This window comes from Amycolatopsis sp. NBC_00345 (assembly GCF_036116635.1).
In the GTDB taxonomy this organism is placed as follows: Bacteria; Actinomycetota; Actinomycetes; order Mycobacteriales; family Pseudonocardiaceae; genus Amycolatopsis.
The window spans coordinates 2,734,359-2,751,249 of the sequence record NZ_CP107995.1 but is presented as its reverse complement, the minus strand read 5'-3'; the positions used below and the strand labels follow the sequence as shown (position 1 = coordinate 2,751,249).

Genomic DNA, 16,891 nt, shown 5'->3' with positions numbered 1-16,891 from the left:
TCGGGTGCCAGAGATCTCTCCTTATGGAACTTGGACTTCACCCGTTTCGGCCGCGGACGCGGCGGCGGCCGGAGGCGGCCCCTCGTGGCTCGGCCGGGTCGGCGACGCGCTGTGGTGGACCGAGGCGCGGCCCGCGGAGGGCGGCCGCGTGGCGCTGGTGCGCCGGACGGCCGACGGCGGCGTGGAGGACGTGCTGCCCGCGCCGTGGAACGTCCGCAACCGGGTGCACGAGTACGGCGGGCGGCCGTGGCTGGTGACCGGTGACACCGTCGTTTTCACCCACTGGGCCGATCAGCGGGTGTACGCCCGTGACCTGGCCTCCGGGGAGACCACGGCGCTGACGCCGGAACCCGCTCAGCCGCAGGGAGTCCGTTACAGCGACCTGCAGCCGGGGCCGGGCGGTGAGGTGTGGGCGGTGCGGGAGCGCAGTACCGGACCCCGGCGCACCGACATCGAGCGTGAGCTGGTCGCGATCTCCGGACACGGTGCCGAGCGGGTGCTGGTCGGCGGGCACCGGTTCTTCACCGCGCCGCAGCTGTCGCCGGACGGCGCGCACGCGGCGTGGCTGGCGTGGGACCACCCGGCGATGCCGTGGGACGGCACGGAGCTGTTCGTCGCGCCGGTCGCCGCGGACGGCACGTTCGGCGAGGCCAGGGTGCTGGTCGGCGCCGCGGACGTCGCGGTGTGCCAGCTGGAGTGGGAGTCGCCGGACCGCCTGCTCGCGCTGCTGGACCCGGACGGCTGGTGGAACCTGCACCGGATCGGGCTCGACGGGTCCGTGGTGAACCTCGCCCCGGTGGCGGCGGAGCTGGGCAGCGCGTTGTGGCAGATCGGCGCGCGCTGGTTCGCGCCGCTCGGCGGCGGGCGGCACGCGGTGCTGAACGCCGGGCGGCTGGCCGTGCTCGACGAGCACGACGGCTCGGTGACCCCGGTCGCCTCGGTGGCCGGGGAGCTGACCAGCTGGTCGGCGGCCGGGCTGGTCGTGGACGGCGGCTCGGTGACCGGCATCGCGGCGGGCCCACGGCGTGAGCGCGCGGTGGTGAGCGTGGACCTGGCCGGCGGGACCTGGACCGAGCTGACGCCGCAGCCGGCGAGCCTGCCCGCGGCCGAGTACCTGCCGGTGGCCGAGGAGCGGGTGTTCACCGCGGCCGACGGCTCGGCGATCCCGGCGTTTGTGCTCCCGCCGTCGAACCCGGGCTTCACCGCGCCCGAGGGTGAGCTGCCGCCGTTCGTGGTCCACGTGCACGGCGGGCCGACCGGGCACATGGACGATTCGCTGTTCGTGGACTTCGCGTACCTGACCAGCCGCGGCATCGGCGTGGTCGTGGTGAACTACGGCGGCTCGACCGGCTACGGGCGGGTGTTCCGGGAGCGGCTGCGCGAGCAGTGGGGCGTGGTGGACGTCGGCGACTGCGTGGCGGTGGCCGAGGCGCTGGTGGCCGAAGGGATCGCCGACGGCGCGCGCCTGGCGATCCGCGGCGGCAGCGCGGGCGGGTTCACCTCGGCCGCTTCGATCACGATGACCACGACGTACGCGGCGGCGACGGTGAAGTTCCCGATCCTGGACCTGGCCACGTGGACGGGCGCGGGCGGCGAGACGCACGACTTCGAGTCGCAGTACCTGGAGGGCCTGGTCGGGCCGTACCCGGAGACGCTGGAGCGGTACCGGGAGCGCTCGCCGATCACCCACGCGGGCTCGCTGGCCGGGCCGGTGCTGTTCCTGCAGGGGCTGGAGGACGAGATCTGCCCGCCAGAGCAGGCGGACCGGTTCGTCGCGAGCCTGGCCGGCAGCGGCGTCGACCACGCGTACCTGCGGTTCGAGGGTGAGCAGCACGGGTTCCGCAAGGCGGAGACGATCATCGCGGCGCTGGAGGCGGAGCTGTCGTTCTACGGGCAGGTGTTCGGGTTCCCGACGCCGGGTGTGCCGAAGCTGGGGCTGTCGCGGTGAGACCGCCGCGGCTGAGAGCCGGGGACACGATCGCGCTGGTGGCGCCGTCCGGGCCGGTGCCGCCGGACCTGCTGGAGGCGGCGCTGCCGGTGCTGCGGGGCTGGGGTTTGAAGGTCCGGGCCGGCGCGTCCGTGCGGGCTTCCGCGCCGGGCTATCTGTCGGCGCCGGACGCGGCCCGCGCGGCGGAGTTCACCGAGGCGTGGCTGGACCCGGAGGTGAAGTGCGTGCTGGCCGCCCGGGGCGGTTACGGCGCGCAGCGGATGCTGGACCTGGTCGACTGGCCCGCGTTGCGCGCGGCCGGGCCGAAGGTGCTGGCGGGGTCGAGCGACGTGACGGCGCTGCACCGCGCCGTTTCGGTCCATTTAGGACTTGACACGCTGTTCTCGCCGATGCCGGCGAGTGTCCTGTTCGACGCGTTCGCCGCGGAGCACTTGCGGCGGACGCTGTTCGAGCCCGAGCGGCACCGGGCGCTGAGGGCGGCGGAGCCGGACGTGCTGGTGCCGGGCCGGGCGTCGGGGGTGCTCATCGGCGGGAACCTGTCGCTGCTGGCGTCGGGCATCGGGACGGCAGAGCAGGGCTCGGCGCGTGACGGCATCGTGCTGCTGGAAGACGTGACCGAGAGCGTCTACCGGCTGGACCGGATGCTGACGCAGCTGCTGCGCGCGGGCTGGTTCGACGGCGTGCGCGGGGTGGTGCTGGGTTCGTGGGCCGCGTGCGGGGACCCGGCGGAGGTCCGGTCGCTGCTGCTGGAGCGGCTGGCGCCGTTGGGCGTGCCGGTGCTGGGGAACTTCGGGTTCGGCCACGTGGCGTCCTCGCCGACGCTGCCGCTGGGCGCGCGGGCGTCGCTGGACGTGGAGCTGGGCACGCTGGCACTGGACTCCCCCGCGCTGGCCTGACGCTCGCCTGGCCTGACGCTACGGTTTCGGTATGCGACTGTCGGCTGAGGACACCCGTGCCCGGTTCGAGTCCGCGCGCGTCGCGCGGCTGGCGACCGCCGACGCGGACGGCGTGCCTCACCTGGTTCCGGTGACGTTCGCGGTGCACGGCGACACGGTCGTGTTCGCCGTGGACCACAAGCCGAAGACCACAACGGCGTTGCGGCGCCTGGCGAACATCGCCGAGAACCCGGCAGTGTGCTTCCTGGTCGACGAGTACGCCGAGGACTGGTCGCAGCTGTGGTGGGCCCGCGCGGACGGCGTCGCCCGGGTCCTGGATCAGCCGGACCGGGCGGAGCCGCTGCGGTGGCTGGCGGCGAAGTACGAGCAGTACGCCGCCCACCCGCCGGAGCACGCCGTGGTGTCGACGCTGGTGCACTCCTGGCGCGGGTGGGCGGGCTCGTAACGCCGTCCCGGCGTTACGTGATCGGCTCGACGACGCCGCTGCGGCTGGTGAACGCGTGCGGTGCGGCGCAGCCGTGGGACGCGGCGGCGAAGCGCGGTGAGCAGTCCCGGGCTTTCGGGCCGGGACACCAAGTCGAGCGGGCCGAAGACGCAAATGGCTTTGCTGGACAAGGTGAGCCCGGTTTACGGCGCCGCGTTCGCCAAGGACTAGGCGGTAGCAACGGCCGGCGGCTCGGTGCTCTGCGTGGCGGCCGGGCCATCAACGACGAGGCGCTTTCCCATGTTGATCGCCTCATAGGTCGTATAGCCGAGATGCCGGTAGAACTCGATCACGCTGGTGTTGTCCGGGCGGACCTGCAGCTGCACCTTCGGACATCCCAGCGCGTCCAACGCGGTTTCGGCGTGCTCGACGAGAGTGCGGCCCAGCCCTGTTCCCCGGTAGTCGTCCGAGACGGCGAGGTAATGGATCCAGCCGCGGTGCCCGTCGTAGCCCGCCATGACCACGCCGGCCACTCGCCCGTCGTCCTCGGCGACGAAGAACATCTCCGGCTGCATGGCCTGCTTGCGCCGCACGTCAGCCCCGGCGTCGTTCCACGGCCTGGTCAAACCCGCTTCGGTCCACAGCGCGACGACCGCTTCAGCGTCGGTTTCCGAGAACGACCGGATCTTCACGGGTTCACTCCTACAAGACTGATTCATGGGTTACTTCTGCCGCTCGGTCGAGCGCTGCCCGTGCCGCCGGACCCTTGGCGGTCACGGCCGCGGTGAGCAGGCTGTGCGTGATGACGAGCTGCGCCAGCCGTGATCCGGTGGCGATGCCGAGCGCGCCACCGTCGTCTCCCGCCACGGCAAGAGTGATCGGGGCGATTTCGCTGAGTGCGCTGTTGCTCTGCGACACCACGCCGACTACCGCGGCTCCCGCTCGACGCGCCTGAGCCGCGACGTCAAGAGTCACCTTTGTTGCCCCGGTGTGGCTGAACAGCAGGCAAGCGCAGTGGCGGGTCAGCTGCCGGGCGGCGACCCGCGCCGAGCTTTCGTCCGCCGGCGCGTCGACGAACCAGCCCGCCATCCGGAAGCGGTAGGCGGCGTCGGCCGCGATCGGTCCCGACATCGCGGCGCCGAAAACCAGCAGGCGGTCGGCAGCCGTCAAGGTCGCTACCGCGGCGTCGAAGTCCGCCTCCGGCACGGTCGCCGAAACGTGCCGCACCGACTCCGACGCCGCTCGCTCGACAGTTCGCAAAGCTTGGTAGCCCGCGAGACTGTCCGGCTCGGCGGGCTCGTCGTAGCGGCCTTCGCGCGCGGCGGCGATCCGGAACTCGTGGAAGCCGTGGAATCCCACGGCCTGGCAAGTGCGGATCACCGTTCCCGCGCCCGCTCCGGTGCCCCGCTGAACATCGACGACGCTCAAGCTCGGCACTTCGCCCAGATGGGCAATCAACCATTCGAGCACCCGTCGCTCGCTGGGCCGGAGTGAAGGCAGTGCGACGCGTGACCTGCTCAGCAAGGCCCCTTTGGAATAGGACTCCACGTCACTCGCCACGCCTGGAATTCTACTCCACGCGTGCGTCTGCCCGCAGGTGGTGCCGCGCCCAGGTTTCGAAGCTGGTGAGCGGGAGGCCGAGGTCCGTCGCGAACTGGGGACGGGCCGGCTGTCCGGCCACGTTCAGCCACTCGTGCGTGGCGCCCATGGCGGGCATTCCGGCGGCGAGGGCCTCCTCCTCGGTCAGGTCCGGTGCGGACAAGGACGCGCCCAGGGCGCGGGAGAGGGCTTCGGCGATCTCCGTCATCGAGCGGTAGTCGCCGGCCAGTTCCAGCTCGACGCCGTCGAATCGCTCCGGCGCGGCGATGGCCGCGGCGGCCGCCGTGCCGATGTCCTCCACCGCGACCAGTGACACCCGGGTGTCGGGCTTGATGACGCTCACGATGCCGCCCTCGACGCCGCGCGGGAACAGGAAACCCATGGACGGCAAGAAGTTCTCCATGAAGAAGGCCGGCTTGAGCAGCGTCCAGCGGGGGAAGCCGGCGGCGCGGACCCGGTCCTGGATCGCGGTCTTGGCGCCCAGCGTGCCTTCCATCGAAACCCAGCGGCCTTCGGCCCAGCCGGGAACCTCGGTCTGCCGGCCGGCGCCGCTGACGGAGGTGTGCACGAACTGCGGCACTCCGGCGGCCTTCGCGGCCTCGATGAGGTTGACGCCCTGGGCCACCTCGCCGTCGAAATCGAAGCCTTCCTCGGTGAAAGCGGGCATCTGCACGGAAAACACGGCGCGGGCGCCCTGTGCGGCGCGGGTCACGGAATCGCGGTCGCGCAGGTCGCCGGTGACGAGTTCGGCGCCGAGCGCCTCGACGGCCTTCGCCCCCGCGGTGGCCGGATCACGCACCAGCGCCCGGACGGGAACGCCGGCCGCGAGCAGGGCGCGGGCGGTGGCGCCGCCCTGACGGCCGGTGGCACCGGTGACGAGGGCGGGCGCGGACTCTGTGGACATGGTGCTCCTCGGTACTGGTCGAACGAAACAGGTGATCGAATTAAATGGCGGGCCCCGCCGTTTCTGTTCCGCTACGATACGGCGGGGCCCGCCACTTAGCAACCCTCGGAGAGCAGACCATGCCTGACCACCAGCGCGCCGACGCCCGGCGCAACTACACGCGCATCCTCGCCGTGGCCGAAGCGGAGGTCGCCGTCCACGGGGCCGGTGCGTCGCTGGAGCAGATCGCCCGCACGGCCGGGGTCGGCTCGGCGACGGTGCGACGGCACTTCCCCACTCGCCGTGCGTTGGTGGAGGCGGTTTCCCGGACGCGGATCGAGGCGCTGTGCGTGCGCGCTCAGGAGCTGACCGGTCGGGGCGACAGCCGGGAGGCGTTGCTGGAATGGCTGGGTGACGTCGTCGCGTACTGCGTCTCCGCGCGGGGGCTGGCGGCCGCGCTGGCCTACGACGGCGCCGGACCCGACTCGGTGCACGAGAGCTCGTGCTCGATGGCGCTGGAAGAGGCTGCGGGTCCGCTGTTGAGCCGCGCCCGGCAGGATGGCGCGGTGACGGCCGGGGTCACGGTCTCGGACCTGATCACGCTGGCCGTCGGCGTCGTGCTGGCCACGGAGCACCACTCCGATCCGGCCACGCGGGCGGACCGGCTGTTCGGGCTGGCCGTGGCGGGGCTGAGCCCGCAGCACTGATCTGGAGCCGTCAAGGACTCCTTGCCTACCTTGAGGGTAGGCAAGGAGTCCTTGACGGCGTTCCTAGTCGCGCGCCGGTACCGGGGTTTCCTTGGGCAGGAACTCCTCGTCGGGCTTGCGCCAGGCGGCGAACAGGCCGAGCGGGTCCGGGCGCAGCAGTGACGCGGCCGCGTACAGGCTGACCAGCACGACGATGGCGATGAACCACCAGTCGTAGAGGGCCTGCTCCCCCGTCGGGTAGTAGACGAGGGTGACGAAGACCGACACGGCGACCACGACCGACAGGTGCCGCCGCTGCCAGCCGAACGCCGAGAAGAGGACGAAGCCCCAGGTCAGGTACCACGGCAGGGTGGGCGGCATGAGGATGGCGACGGCCAGCATGGTGATCGCGGCGCGGAAGACGGCTTCCTTGCCGCCGCTGCGGGCGAGCCACCACTGGCGGATGCCGAAGGCGGCCAGGCCGACCATCGCGATGGCGCGGGTGACCGTGACGAACGGCGAGGGCTGCACGTTCGCGACCAGGTGCACGAGGTTGTAGATCGCCTCGCCGATGCCGGTCGGGAAGTTGAGCCAGTTCGCGATCAGCTGCGGGGCCTTGAGGCCGGACCACCAGCCGAGGTTGAGCGAGCCGAGGGAGATCCAGGTGCCGGCGGCGAACACCGGCAGGAACAGCGCGACGGACGCGGCGCCGGCCTTGAAGAAGTTCTTCACCTTGGACTCGCCGGACATGTGGGCCGCCCACATCCAGACGAGGAACGGCAGCGCCACGGCGGCGGTCGGCTTGATCAGCATGCCGACGGTGATCAGCAGGACGGCGACCACGTACTTGCGCTCGAGCGCGGCGACGATGCCGATGGTGAGGAAGCCGAGCATCATCAGGTCGTTGTGCGGGCCGCCGAAGAGGTGGATGACCATCATCGGGCTGGCGACCGCGAGCCACAGCGCCACCGGCAGCTTGCCGCCGAGGTGCTTGACCAGCCGGGGCAGCGCCCACAGCGTCATGCCGAGCCCGATCAGCAGCACGAGGCGGGTGAGGATCACGCCGGCGATCATGTTGTCCTGCGTGATCGCCACGATCCACTTGGAGATCAGCAGGAACAGCGGCCCGTACGGGGCGGGTGTGGTCTGCCAGAGCGGGTGGACGTTCTGCACCACGTTCGGCAGCACGTGCAGTTCGGCGGGGCCGTTGGCGTACGGGTCGAGGCCGTACAGCAGCTGGGCGCCCTGGCCCAGGTAGGAGAAGACGTCGCGGGTGAACAGCGGCGGCGACACGAGCAGCGGCGCCATCCAGCACAGCGCGGCGACCAGGATGGGGCGGCTGCCGATGCGGCCGGCGAGCACGTAGCGGCCGAGGCGCACCCAGGCCCACACGACGAGGCCGAAGCCGGTGTAGAGCAGCGCGTTCGCCAGGGCCCGGCCGTGGCCGTAGCGGATCCAGGACAGCGGCCCGTGCCCGAGGACGGGGTCGCGGATGAGGATGCCGCCGGCGCCGAGGGCCGCGAGCATGAGCAGCGTGGTGCCGATGGTGCCCATCGCGATGGTCCGGTACGGGAACCTTGTGGGCGCGAGAAGCCGCTCGTCCAGCGGGCTGGCCGCGGACGGTTGCGCAGAGTCGGTGGTGGTCGCCATTTCGATCCAGGAGATTACCGGGTGGAGTTTCTGGTCACCGCCCGGGCTCCCGCCGGGATCGGTCTTCGTTCAGGTGTTCGCCCATATCGGGGTGGCGGGGCGAAGCGGGCTTTCCGCTTTCTGTGGCGGAAAAGTCCGCTTCGCGCGCTCAGGCGGTGGCGCGCTGGGCGGTGCCGCCGGGCAGCGCGGCCAGCAGTGACCTGGTGTAGTCGTGCTGGGGGTCGAGCAGAACCTGTTCGACGGTACCGGTTTCGACGAGCTTCCCGCGGTACATCACGGCGACGCGGTCGGCGATGTTCCAGGCCAGCCCCAGGTCGTGGGTGATGACCAGGCCGGCCAGGCCGAGTTCGCGGCGCAGCCGCAGCAGCAGGCCGAGGATCTCCCCGCGCACGGAGGCGTCGAGCGAGGCGACCGGCTCGTCGGCGACCACGACCGACGGGTCGAGGGCGAGCGCGCCGGCGATGACGACGCGTTGCCGCTGGCCGCCGGACAGTTCGTGCGGGAGCCGGTCGAAGAACTTCTCCGCTGGACGCAGTTCCGCGGCCTCGAGCGCGCGGACCACGGTCGCGCGCTCGTCGGGGAGGCCGTGGATACGCGGTCCCTCGGCCACCGCCTCGTAGACGGTGTGCGCGGGGTTGAGCGCGCTGGTCGGGTCCTGCAGCACGAGCTGGACCTGGCGGCGGTAGGCGCGCAGGCCGTCGCCGCCCGCGGGAATGGGCTTGCCGTCGTAGCGGACGGCGCCGGAATCGGCCTTCTGGAGGCCGAGCAGGGTGCGGGCGAGGGTGGTCTTGCCGGAGCCGGACTGGCCGACGAGCGCGACGATCTCGTCGCGCCGCACGGCGAGGTCGACCCCGTCGACGGCGTTGATGCGCTTGCCGGTGCGGTCGCGGAAGGTGACGTGCAGGTCTTCGGCTTCCAGCAGTGGTGGCGCGTCCGGCCCGGCCCGGTTTTCGGGCTCGGGGGGCAGCGGGGTGCTGGTGGCCGGGGCGAAGCGGGACACCGGGTCGCCGACGGTGGGGAACGCGGCGGCGAGCGCGCGGCTGTGCTCGTGGCGGGGTGTGGACATCAGCTCGGCGCTGGGCCGCTCCTCGACCACCTGCCCGTCGTACATGACCGCGATTCGGCGGCAGGTGGCGGCGAGCACGGACAGGTCGTGGCTGATCATGATCAGCCCGATGTTGTGCTCGGCGACCAGGCGTGACATCAGGTCGAGGACCTGGGCCTGGACGATCACGTCGAGGGCGGTGGTGGGCTCGTCGGCGATCACCAGGCGGGGCGAGCAGGCCAGCGCCATCGCGATCATCACGCGCTGCTTCTGCCCGCCGGACAGCTCGTGCGGGTACGCGCCGGCGCGGGAGCGGGGCAGGTCGACCTGTTCGAGCAGTTCGGCGACGCGGGCCTGGACCTGGGCTTCGGTGGGGGCCTTGCCTTCGGGCGGGTGCAGCCGGATCGGCTCGGCGATCTGCTCGCCGACGCGGTGGACCGGGTTGAGCGCGTGCATGGCGCCCTGGAACACCACCGACGCCTCGGCCCAGCGGACCGTGCGCAGCCGTCCCCAGCGCATCTCGGTGATGTCCTCGCCGTCGAGCAGGATCTCGCCGGTGATCTTGGCGCTGCGCGGCAGCAGCCGCAGCACGCTCATGGCGACGGTGGACTTGCCGGAGCCGGACTCCCCCGCGACGCCGAGGGTGTCGCCGGGGTCGAGGCGCAGGTCGACGCCGCGGACGGCGGGCACGTCGCCGCCGCCGGTGGTGTAGGTGACGCCGAGGTTCTTGAGTTCGAGCAGGGCGGTCACGAGTGTTGTCCTTTGAGCCTCGGGTTCAGCACCGTCTCCAGCCCGCGGCCGACCAGGGTGAAGAACAGGACGACGAGCACGATCGCGATACCCGGCGGGAGCAGGTTCCACCAGGCGCCGCGGCTGACGGCGCCGTTGTTGAGCGCGGTCTCGAGCATGGCGCCCCAGGAGATGGAGCTGGGGTCGCCGACGCCGAGGAACGACAGGGTCGCGTCCGCGATGATCGAGTTGCCGACCACCAGGGTGGTGTTGGCGAGCACGAGCGGCATCACGCCGGGCAGCACGTGTTTGCCGACCACGTGCAGGTGGCCGCCGCCCAGCGCCCGGGAGCGCTCGATGTAGGGGCGGCTCTCGATGGTGAGGGTCTGGGCGCGCACCAGCCGGGCGGTGCTGGGCCAGGCGGTGAGGCCGATGGCCACGATGATCGTCCACACGCCCTGGGGCAGCACCGCGGACAGCGCGATGGCGAGCACCAGTGACGGGAGCACGAGGAAGAAGTCGGTGAAGCGCAGCAGGACCGTGGAGACCCAGCCGCCGAAGTGCGCGGCGGTGACGCCGATGACGGTGCCGATCAGCACGCTGAGCACGGTGGCGGAGAACCCGACGAGCAGCGAGATCCTGGTGCCCCACAAGGTCATCAGCAGCACGGAGCGGCCGTCGATGTCGGTGCCGAGCCAGAACTGCCCGTCCGGCGGGCTGAGCGGGTGGCCGGTCGCCTTGGTGACGTCGAGGCCGTCGGCGTTGCTGACCACCGGGAGCAGCACGGCGAGCAGGACGGTGAGCACGAGCAGGCACAGGCCGGTGAGCGCGGCCTTCTGCGTGGCGAACTCGTGCCAGGTGCGGGCGATGCCGGCCCGGCGGCGGCGCCACGCGATGGCGCGGGCGCTCTCGGGGAGTGCTGGCGCGGTCATGCGGTACGCACCCTCGGGTCGAGCACGCGGTAGAGCAGTTCCGCGAGCATGTTCATCAGGACGACGGCGCTGGCCAGCACCACGAACACGCCTTGCAGCACCGGCAGGTCCGGGCCGTGCAGGGCGTCGTAGGTCAGCTGCCCGAGGCCGGGCCAGCTGAACACGGCCTCCACCGTGACGGCGCCGGAGACGACCATGCCGAACTGCATGAACACCAGGGTCACGGTGGGCAGCAGCGCGTTCGGCACGGCGTGGTGGCGGCGGACCATGTCCTCGCGCAGGCCCTTGGCGCGGGCGGTGGTGAGGTAGTCGGCGTTCATCTCCCCCAGCAGCGAGGACCGCATCACCAGCATGTACTGGGCGTAGAACACCGCGAGCAGCGTGACGCACGGCAGGACCAGGTGGTGCAGGACGTCGAGGCCCTGGGCGAAGAACCCGGGCCCGGCGTCCGGGGAGTGCATGCCGCGGCTGGGGAACACCCCGTTGGTGACCACCAGCAGCAGCAGGCCGAGCCAGAACTGCGGGACCGACCAGAGGGTGAGCGCGATGCCGGTCTGGGCGCGGTCGAAGAAGCTGTCGCGCTTCCACGCGGCGCGGATGCCGAGCCACAGGCCGAGCGCGATGGCCAGCACGGTCGCGCTGCCGACGAGCAGCACGGTGGGCCAGAGCCGTTCGCCGATCATGTCGAGCACCGGGCGGCGCTCGATGTAGGAGGTGCCGAAGTCGCCGCGGAAGAGGCCGACGAAGTAGTTGCCGAACTGGGCGAGGACGGGCTTGTCGATGCCGAGCTGCTGGCGCAGTTCGGCGATCTGGGCGGGGTCGGTGGGCCGGTCGCGGGCCATGAACGCGACGGGGTCGCCGGGCAGCAGCCGGAACAGGAAGAAGCCGAGGACGATCACCAGCACGATGCTGGCGGCCGCTTCGGCGACCTTGGTGAGGACGAACCGGAGGGTGCCGGTCCCGCCTCGGCGCTCGTCGGGGTCGGCGAGCGCCGAGGCCTGGCCGGAGGTGAATGCCTGGGACAAGGGGTGCTACTCCCGGTCGTCCGCGGACTTGCCGCGGCGGCCGATCAGCACGCCGCCGCCGACGAGCACGATCACCACGACGACACCGATCACGATCCACAGCACGGTGTTCGAGCCGCCGCTGTCGGCGGCCACGGCCTCGGAACCGGCCGGCACGGCGCCGTAGACGCCCCAGTAGCCGGTCTGCTCGAGGATCGAGCCGTCGGGCTGCGGCTGCTTCTCGAAGCTGGAGAACTTGTCGGAGCGGTAGGCCTCGAGCGAGTTGTCGTAGTCGAGGACGACGTTCACGGCCTGGCTGTAGAGGCGCGCCTGGGCCTGCTTGACGTAGCCGGCGCGGGTGGCCGGGTCGGTTTCGGTCAGCTGCTTGGCGTAGAGGGCGTCGTACTGCGGGTCGCAGAAGAACGTGTCGGTGGTGGCGCCCTTGCCCTCGGCGTTCGGCCGGCCGGCGCAGGTGTGCAGCGCCAGCGCGTAGTCCGGGTCCGGGTTGGTGGCGTAGCCGGAGATCGCGAGGTCGTAGTTGCCCGCGTTGGTGCGGTCGTTCAGCTCCTCGTCGGAGACCAGCTCCTGCTTGACCGAGATGCCGATGTCGTGCAGCCAGCCGCTGACGTACTGGGCGGTGCGCTGGTCGAACGGCCGGTTCGCGTGGCCGGTCAGGCGCAGTTCGAGGCGCGCGCCGCCGGGGGCGACGCGGATGCCGTCCTGGCCCTTGGCGTAGCCGGCCTGGTCGAGCGCGGTGTTGGCGGCGGCGATGTCGAACTTCGTCGCCTCGGCTGCCGTCGGGTCCCAGTGGTAGGCGGTGTAGATCGGCGGGATGACGCCGCCGGGGAGCTGGCCGTAGCCGCCCATCACCTTGTCCACAATGGTCTTGGGGTCGATGGCCTGTGCGATCGCCTTGCGCAGCCGGAGGTCCTTCAGCACGGGGTTGCCGTTGCCGATCGGCTTGTTCTCGTTGTTCTCGACGCCGAAGTTGAGGTTGATCTCGTTGTAGCGGCGGCCGGGCGCCTTGTTGGTGGCGATGTTCGGCTGGCCCTGCAGCGCGTCGAACTGGGTCGGGGTGAGCCGGTTGATCACGTCGACCTCACCCTGTTTGAGGGCGTTCACCGCGGACTCGACGTCCTTGAAGATCAGCAGCTGCAGCTCGTCGACCTTGGGGGCGCCGCGCCAGTAGCCCTTGTTGGCCTTGAACTTGAGGTATTCGTTCTGCTTGTACTCGGTGAGCTGGTAGGGCCCGTCGCTGACGCCGACCACCGACAGGTCGTCGGTCTTCGGGTCGTTCAGGTCCTTGATCGGCGCCCACACGTGCTCGGGCACGATCGGCACGTCGAGCAGGTCCATGCTGGACTGCACGGCCTTGGTCTTGATCACCAGCGTGCTGTCGTCGGGCGCGCTGACGGTCTGGAAGTTGGCGACGTAGTTGCCGTTCGCGGTGCGCGCGGTCTCGTCGGTGAGCATCCGGTTGAACGTGAACGCCGCGTCCTTGGCGGTGACCGGCTGGCCGTCGGTCCACTTGGCGTTCTGGCGGATCTTGAACGTCCAGGTCAGCTTGTCCGGCGAGGTCGTCCACGATTCGGCCAGCGCGGGCGAGGCCTCGGCCTTGTCGGCGGACGGGATGGTGAGGAACTCGTAGATGAACCGGCCCACCTGGGTGGACGCCGCGAGCGACGCGGTGAACGGGTTCAGGTGGTCGATCCCGGTGGTCAGCGCCACCCGCAGCACCTTCGGCTGCGCGGGCTGCTGCTGGTGGACCTGTTGTTGCGCGGCGGCGGTGCCCGCCAGCGGCAGGATCGCCAGCGTTCCCGCCGTCAGGACCGCGACTACGCGGTTCACCCCATGTCGAACGTGCTTGATCCGCACTTGTAGACCACCCCATCGTCTAGCCCCGAGCCACCCCAAGGCCGAAAAGTAACCACATACCGGTGCAAGCGCGCAATATGTTGCGGCGACGGTGCGTGCTCGATCGTTATGCACCGTAGGCGGTGACCCTACGTGACGTTCGGAGTGTCGCGACGGGCAGGACGTAGGATGACTAGAGTGCCCCGCATGCGGATCATGATCTCGGCGGACATGGAAGGCGCCACGGGCGTCACCTGGACCGACGACGTGGTGCCGGGCACCGAGCAGTGGCAGCGGTTCCGCCGCCTGTTCACCGGCGACGTCAACGCGGTGCTGGCGGGGCTGTTCGAGGCCGGCGCGACCGACGTGCTCGTCAACGAGGCGCACTCCTCGCAGCGGAATCTGCTGCTGGAGGAGCTGGACCCGCGGGCGCGGATGCTCACCGGGCGGCACAAGCCGCTGTCGATGATGCAGGGCATCGATTCGGGCGTCGAGGGCGTCGTCTTCCTCGGTTACCACGCAGGCGCGGGGTTCGACGGCGTGCTGTCGCACACTTATCTGGAGAACCAGATCACCGGGGTGTGGCTGGACGACGTGCCGGCCAGCGAGGGCAGGCTGAACGCGGCGATGGCCGCGGAGTACGGCGTGCCGGTGCTGCTGGTCAGCGGGGACGACCGGACCTGTGAGGACGCGCGGGACTACTCCCCCGAGGCCGAGCTGGTGCAGGTGAAGGAGTGCGTGAGCCGGTACGCGGCGATCTGCCTGCCCCCGGCCCGCACCGCGGGCCTGCTGAAGGCGGGTGCCGCGGAGTCGATGGCCCTGGCGGGCCGGCTGGAGCGGGCGCCGGGGCGGCACCGGATCGAGGTGGAGTTCGACGCGAGCCACCTGGCGCAGGCGACGGCGGTGATCCCGACCGTGGAGCAGATCGGCACCCGCCGGGTCGGGTTCGACGCGCCGAGCATGACCGAGGCGATGAAGGCGTTCAAGGTGGTCACGGCCATCGCGGGCGGGGCGGTGCAGGGCATTTATGGCTGACTCCACAGTGGACTTTTCTGGGGACTCTTCGGGCGGCGTCGACGTGGTGGGGTTGTGCGCGGACCTGATCCGGTTCGACACGACCAACCGCGGCGGCGGCGACTCCGAGGGGGAACGGGACGCGGCGGAGTACGTCGCGGCGTTCCTGGAGCGCCACGGGGTGCCGGCGAAGATCGTGGAGTCGGCGCCGGGGCGGGCGAACGTGCTCGCGCGGATCGCGGGCACCGACCCGTCACTGCCGGGATTGCTGGTGCAGGGGCACTTGGACGTGGTGCCGGCCGACGCGGCGGACTGGTCGGTGCCGCCGTTCGCCGGCGAGGTGCGCGACGGGTTCCTGTGGGGCCGCGGCGCGGTGGACATGAAGGACTTCTGCGCGATGGTGCTGACGGCCGTCGCGTCGGGGCTGCGGCCGCGCCGGGACCTGGTGCTGGCGTTCGTGGCCGATGAGGAGGACAAGGGCGATTTCGGGGCGCACTGGCTGGTCGAGGCGCATCCGGAGTTCTTCGAGGGCTGTGTGGCGTCGATCAGCGAGTCGGGCGGCTACACCTATCACGTGCCCGCGGCCGACGGCCGGACCGTGCGGCTGTACCCGGTCGGGACGGCGGAGCGCGGCACGGCGCACCTGCGGCTGACCGCGCGCGGCCGGGCCGGGCACGGTTCGCGCCCCAACGACGAGAACGCCGTGACGATGCTGGTCGGCGCGTTGCAGCGGATCGCCGCGCACCGGTGGCCGGTGCGGCTGACGCCGACGGTGCGGGCGTTCCTGGAACGCACCGGCGAGGCGCTGGGCGTGCCGGTGGACCTGTCCTCGGGCGAGGCCGTGGACGCGACGGTGGCGCGACTGGGCCCGGCGGGCTCGCTGGTGGTGCCGACGGTCCGCAACAGCACCACGCCGACGATGCTGTCCGCCGGTTACAAGGTGAACGTGATCCCGTCGACGGCGACGGCGCAGGTGGACGTGCGGGTGCTGCCGGGCACGGAGGACGAGCTGTTCGCGGAGCTGGACGGGCTCCTCGGCCCGGGGGTGACGCGCGAGTTCGTCGCGCACCAGCCGCCGGTGCAGGCGCCGGTGGACTCGCCGTGGTTCGACGCGATGGCGGCCGCGCTGCGCGCCGAGGACCCGGCGGCGGTGGTGGTGCCGTACTGCATGGGCGGCGGGACGGACGCGAAGGCGTTCACGAAGCTGGGCATGGCGTGTTACGGCTTCGCTCCCCTGTGGCTGCCGCCGGGCTTCCCGTACCGCGCGATGGCACACGGCGTGGACGAGCGCGTGCCGGTGGAGGGTCTGCGGTTCGGGACGCGGGTGCTGAAGCGGTTCCTGGAGTCTTGCTGAGCATCCGACGAGAAGAAGGTAGCTCTGTGAAGGAAACTGTGCCGCTGTCGGTAACCGAGAGTTCCGAGGCGGAGGCGCTGTTTCACTTCGAGACCGGCGCGCCGGAGGCCGTACGCGCGGCGCTCGGCCTGAATGCCACCCGCATCGGGGACGTTGTGGCGGTGTCGATGCGGAACGACCCGACGCGGTACTGGAGCAAGGCCCTCGGCTTCGGCCGCACCGCCGCGGTCACCGGGGAGTTGATCGCCGAGGTGTGCGCGTTCTACCGGGCGGAAGGCACCCCGCTGGCTGTCCTCCAGCTCGTGGCCTCCGTGCTTCCGGAGGACTGGGCGGAAATCCGCGCGCGCGAGGGCATCACGGCCGGATCGTCGTGGGTGAAGCTCGTGGCCGAGGTGGACGAGGTGGTGGCCCGGGCCGGCGCCCCGGACCGGCGGCCGATGGACGGCCTGCGGGTCGCCCCGGTCGAGCCGGGTGACGCCGGCCGGTGGGCGTCGGTGATGATGCGGGCGTTCGGCATGCCGGAGGAGCATTACTCCGGGATGGCCGCCGCCACCGTGACGCAGCCGGATTGGTATCCCCAGGCTGCCTGGCTGGGCGAGGAACTCGTGGGCAGCGCGACCGTGTACCGCTTCGGCGAAACGGCTCAGCTGTTCGGCGCCGCGGTGCTCCCCGAGGCCCGTAACCGCGGCGGTCAGACCGGGCTCCTGGTCGCGAGGGCCCGGACCGCGGGAGAGCTGGGGTGCCGTCTGCTGGTTTCGGAGACCGGTGCGGAGACCGACGGCGGTCACAACTCTTCGCTGCACAACATGCTTCGCTTGGGTTTCCGGGTGGCCTACGAGCGGCAGAACTGGGTGTGGCAGCCGGCCGGCTGAC

At 71.4% G+C, this 16,891-nt stretch carries 15 protein-coding genes; 7 read left to right on the top strand and 8 right to left on the bottom strand.

Annotated elements, in window-relative coordinates:
- Nucleotides 1-4 precede the first annotated feature (4 nt).
- From OG943_RS12235 to OG943_RS12225, 3 genes are read left to right on the top strand one after another with little or no spacing between them, the layout of a single operon-like run.
- Nucleotides 5-1,948: a prolyl oligopeptidase family serine peptidase gene (locus tag OG943_RS12235; protein ID WP_328609858.1), complete on the top strand. Its 1,944-nt coding sequence runs from the start codon at nucleotides 5-7 to the stop codon at nucleotides 1,946-1,948.
- Nucleotides 1,945-2,844: a S66 peptidase family protein gene (locus OG943_RS12230; protein WP_328609857.1), complete on the top strand. Its 900-nt coding sequence runs from the start codon at nucleotides 1,945-1,947 to the stop codon at nucleotides 2,842-2,844. The genes OG943_RS12235 and OG943_RS12230 overlap by 4 nt, the downstream gene beginning before the upstream one ends.
- Nucleotides 2,845-2,875: 31 nt before the next feature.
- Nucleotides 2,876-3,289, top strand: a complete 414-nt coding sequence (locus OG943_RS12225; protein WP_328609856.1) for a TIGR03668 family PPOX class F420-dependent oxidoreductase — start codon at nucleotides 2,876-2,878, stop codon at nucleotides 3,287-3,289.
- A 206-nt stretch (nucleotides 3,290-3,495) separates the two neighbouring features.
- Here the strand turns inward: OG943_RS12225 and OG943_RS12220 are convergent, their stop codons facing one another.
- The 3 genes from OG943_RS12220 to OG943_RS12210 are packed head-to-tail and all read right to left on the bottom strand — an operon-like array spanning nucleotide 3,496 to nucleotide 5,771.
- Entirely contained in the window at nucleotides 3,496-3,960 is a 465-nt protein-coding gene (locus tag OG943_RS12220) for a GNAT family acetyltransferase (RefSeq protein WP_328609855.1), read from the bottom strand.
- Nucleotides 3,961-3,970: 10 nt separating this feature from the next.
- Nucleotides 3,971-4,828, bottom strand: a complete 858-nt coding sequence (locus tag OG943_RS12215; protein WP_328609854.1) for a MurR/RpiR family transcriptional regulator — start codon at nucleotides 4,826-4,828, stop codon at nucleotides 3,971-3,973.
- A gap of 10 nt (nucleotides 4,829-4,838) precedes the next feature.
- On the bottom strand, nucleotides 4,839-5,771 hold the full coding sequence (locus OG943_RS12210) for an NmrA/HSCARG family protein (RefSeq protein ID WP_328609853.1): 933 nt from the start codon (nucleotides 5,769-5,771) through the stop codon (nucleotides 4,839-4,841).
- A gap of 119 nt (nucleotides 5,772-5,890) precedes the next feature.
- Between OG943_RS12210 and OG943_RS12205 the strand changes: the two genes are divergently transcribed.
- On the top strand, nucleotides 5,891-6,457 hold the full coding sequence (locus tag OG943_RS12205; RefSeq protein ID WP_328609852.1) for a TetR/AcrR family transcriptional regulator: 567 nt from the start codon (nucleotides 5,891-5,893) through the stop codon (nucleotides 6,455-6,457).
- 63 nt (nucleotides 6,458-6,520) lie between these two features.
- On the opposite strand, the gene mptB is transcribed toward OG943_RS12205, so the two are convergent.
- From mptB to OG943_RS12180, 5 genes are all read right to left on the bottom strand, one after another.
- On the bottom strand, nucleotides 6,521-8,086 hold the full coding sequence (mptB, locus tag OG943_RS12200; RefSeq protein ID WP_328609851.1) for a polyprenol phosphomannose-dependent alpha 1,6 mannosyltransferase MptB: 1,566 nt from the start codon (nucleotides 8,084-8,086) through the stop codon (nucleotides 6,521-6,523).
- A 148-nt stretch (nucleotides 8,087-8,234) separates the two neighbouring features.
- A complete protein-coding gene (gene nikE, locus OG943_RS12195; protein ID WP_328609850.1) occupies nucleotides 8,235-9,881 on the bottom strand; it encodes an ABC transporter ATP-binding protein in 1,647 nt (548 codons plus the stop codon).
- On the bottom strand, nucleotides 9,878-10,792 hold the full coding sequence (locus OG943_RS12190) for an ABC transporter permease (protein WP_328609849.1): 915 nt from the start codon (nucleotides 10,790-10,792) through the stop codon (nucleotides 9,878-9,880). Before OG943_RS12190 ends, nikE begins: the two co-directional genes overlap by 4 nt.
- A complete protein-coding gene (locus OG943_RS12185) occupies nucleotides 10,789-11,817 on the bottom strand; it encodes an ABC transporter permease (protein WP_328609848.1) in 1,029 nt (342 codons plus the stop codon). Before OG943_RS12185 ends, OG943_RS12190 begins: the two co-directional genes overlap by 4 nt.
- A 6-nt stretch (nucleotides 11,818-11,823) precedes the next feature.
- Nucleotides 11,824-13,644, bottom strand: a complete 1,821-nt coding sequence (locus tag OG943_RS12180; protein ID WP_328609847.1) for an ABC transporter substrate-binding protein — start codon at nucleotides 13,642-13,644, stop codon at nucleotides 11,824-11,826.
- Between the two features lie 213 nt (nucleotides 13,645-13,857).
- Between OG943_RS12180 and OG943_RS12175 the strand changes: the two genes are divergently transcribed.
- From OG943_RS12175 to OG943_RS12165, 3 genes are read left to right on the top strand one after another with little or no spacing between them, the layout of a single operon-like run.
- Entirely contained in the window at nucleotides 13,858-14,685 is an 828-nt protein-coding gene (locus OG943_RS12175; RefSeq protein WP_328609846.1) for a M55 family metallopeptidase, read from the top strand.
- Entirely contained in the window at nucleotides 14,678-16,018 is a 1,341-nt protein-coding gene (locus OG943_RS12170) for a M20/M25/M40 family metallo-hydrolase (protein ID WP_328609845.1), read from the top strand. Before OG943_RS12175 ends, OG943_RS12170 begins: the two co-directional genes overlap by 8 nt.
- 26 nt (nucleotides 16,019-16,044) lie before the next feature.
- On the top strand, nucleotides 16,045-16,890 hold the full coding sequence (locus OG943_RS12165; RefSeq protein ID WP_328609844.1) for a GNAT family N-acetyltransferase: 846 nt from the start codon (nucleotides 16,045-16,047) through the stop codon (nucleotides 16,888-16,890).
- The last annotated feature ends 1 nt before the right edge of the window (nucleotide 16,891 follow it).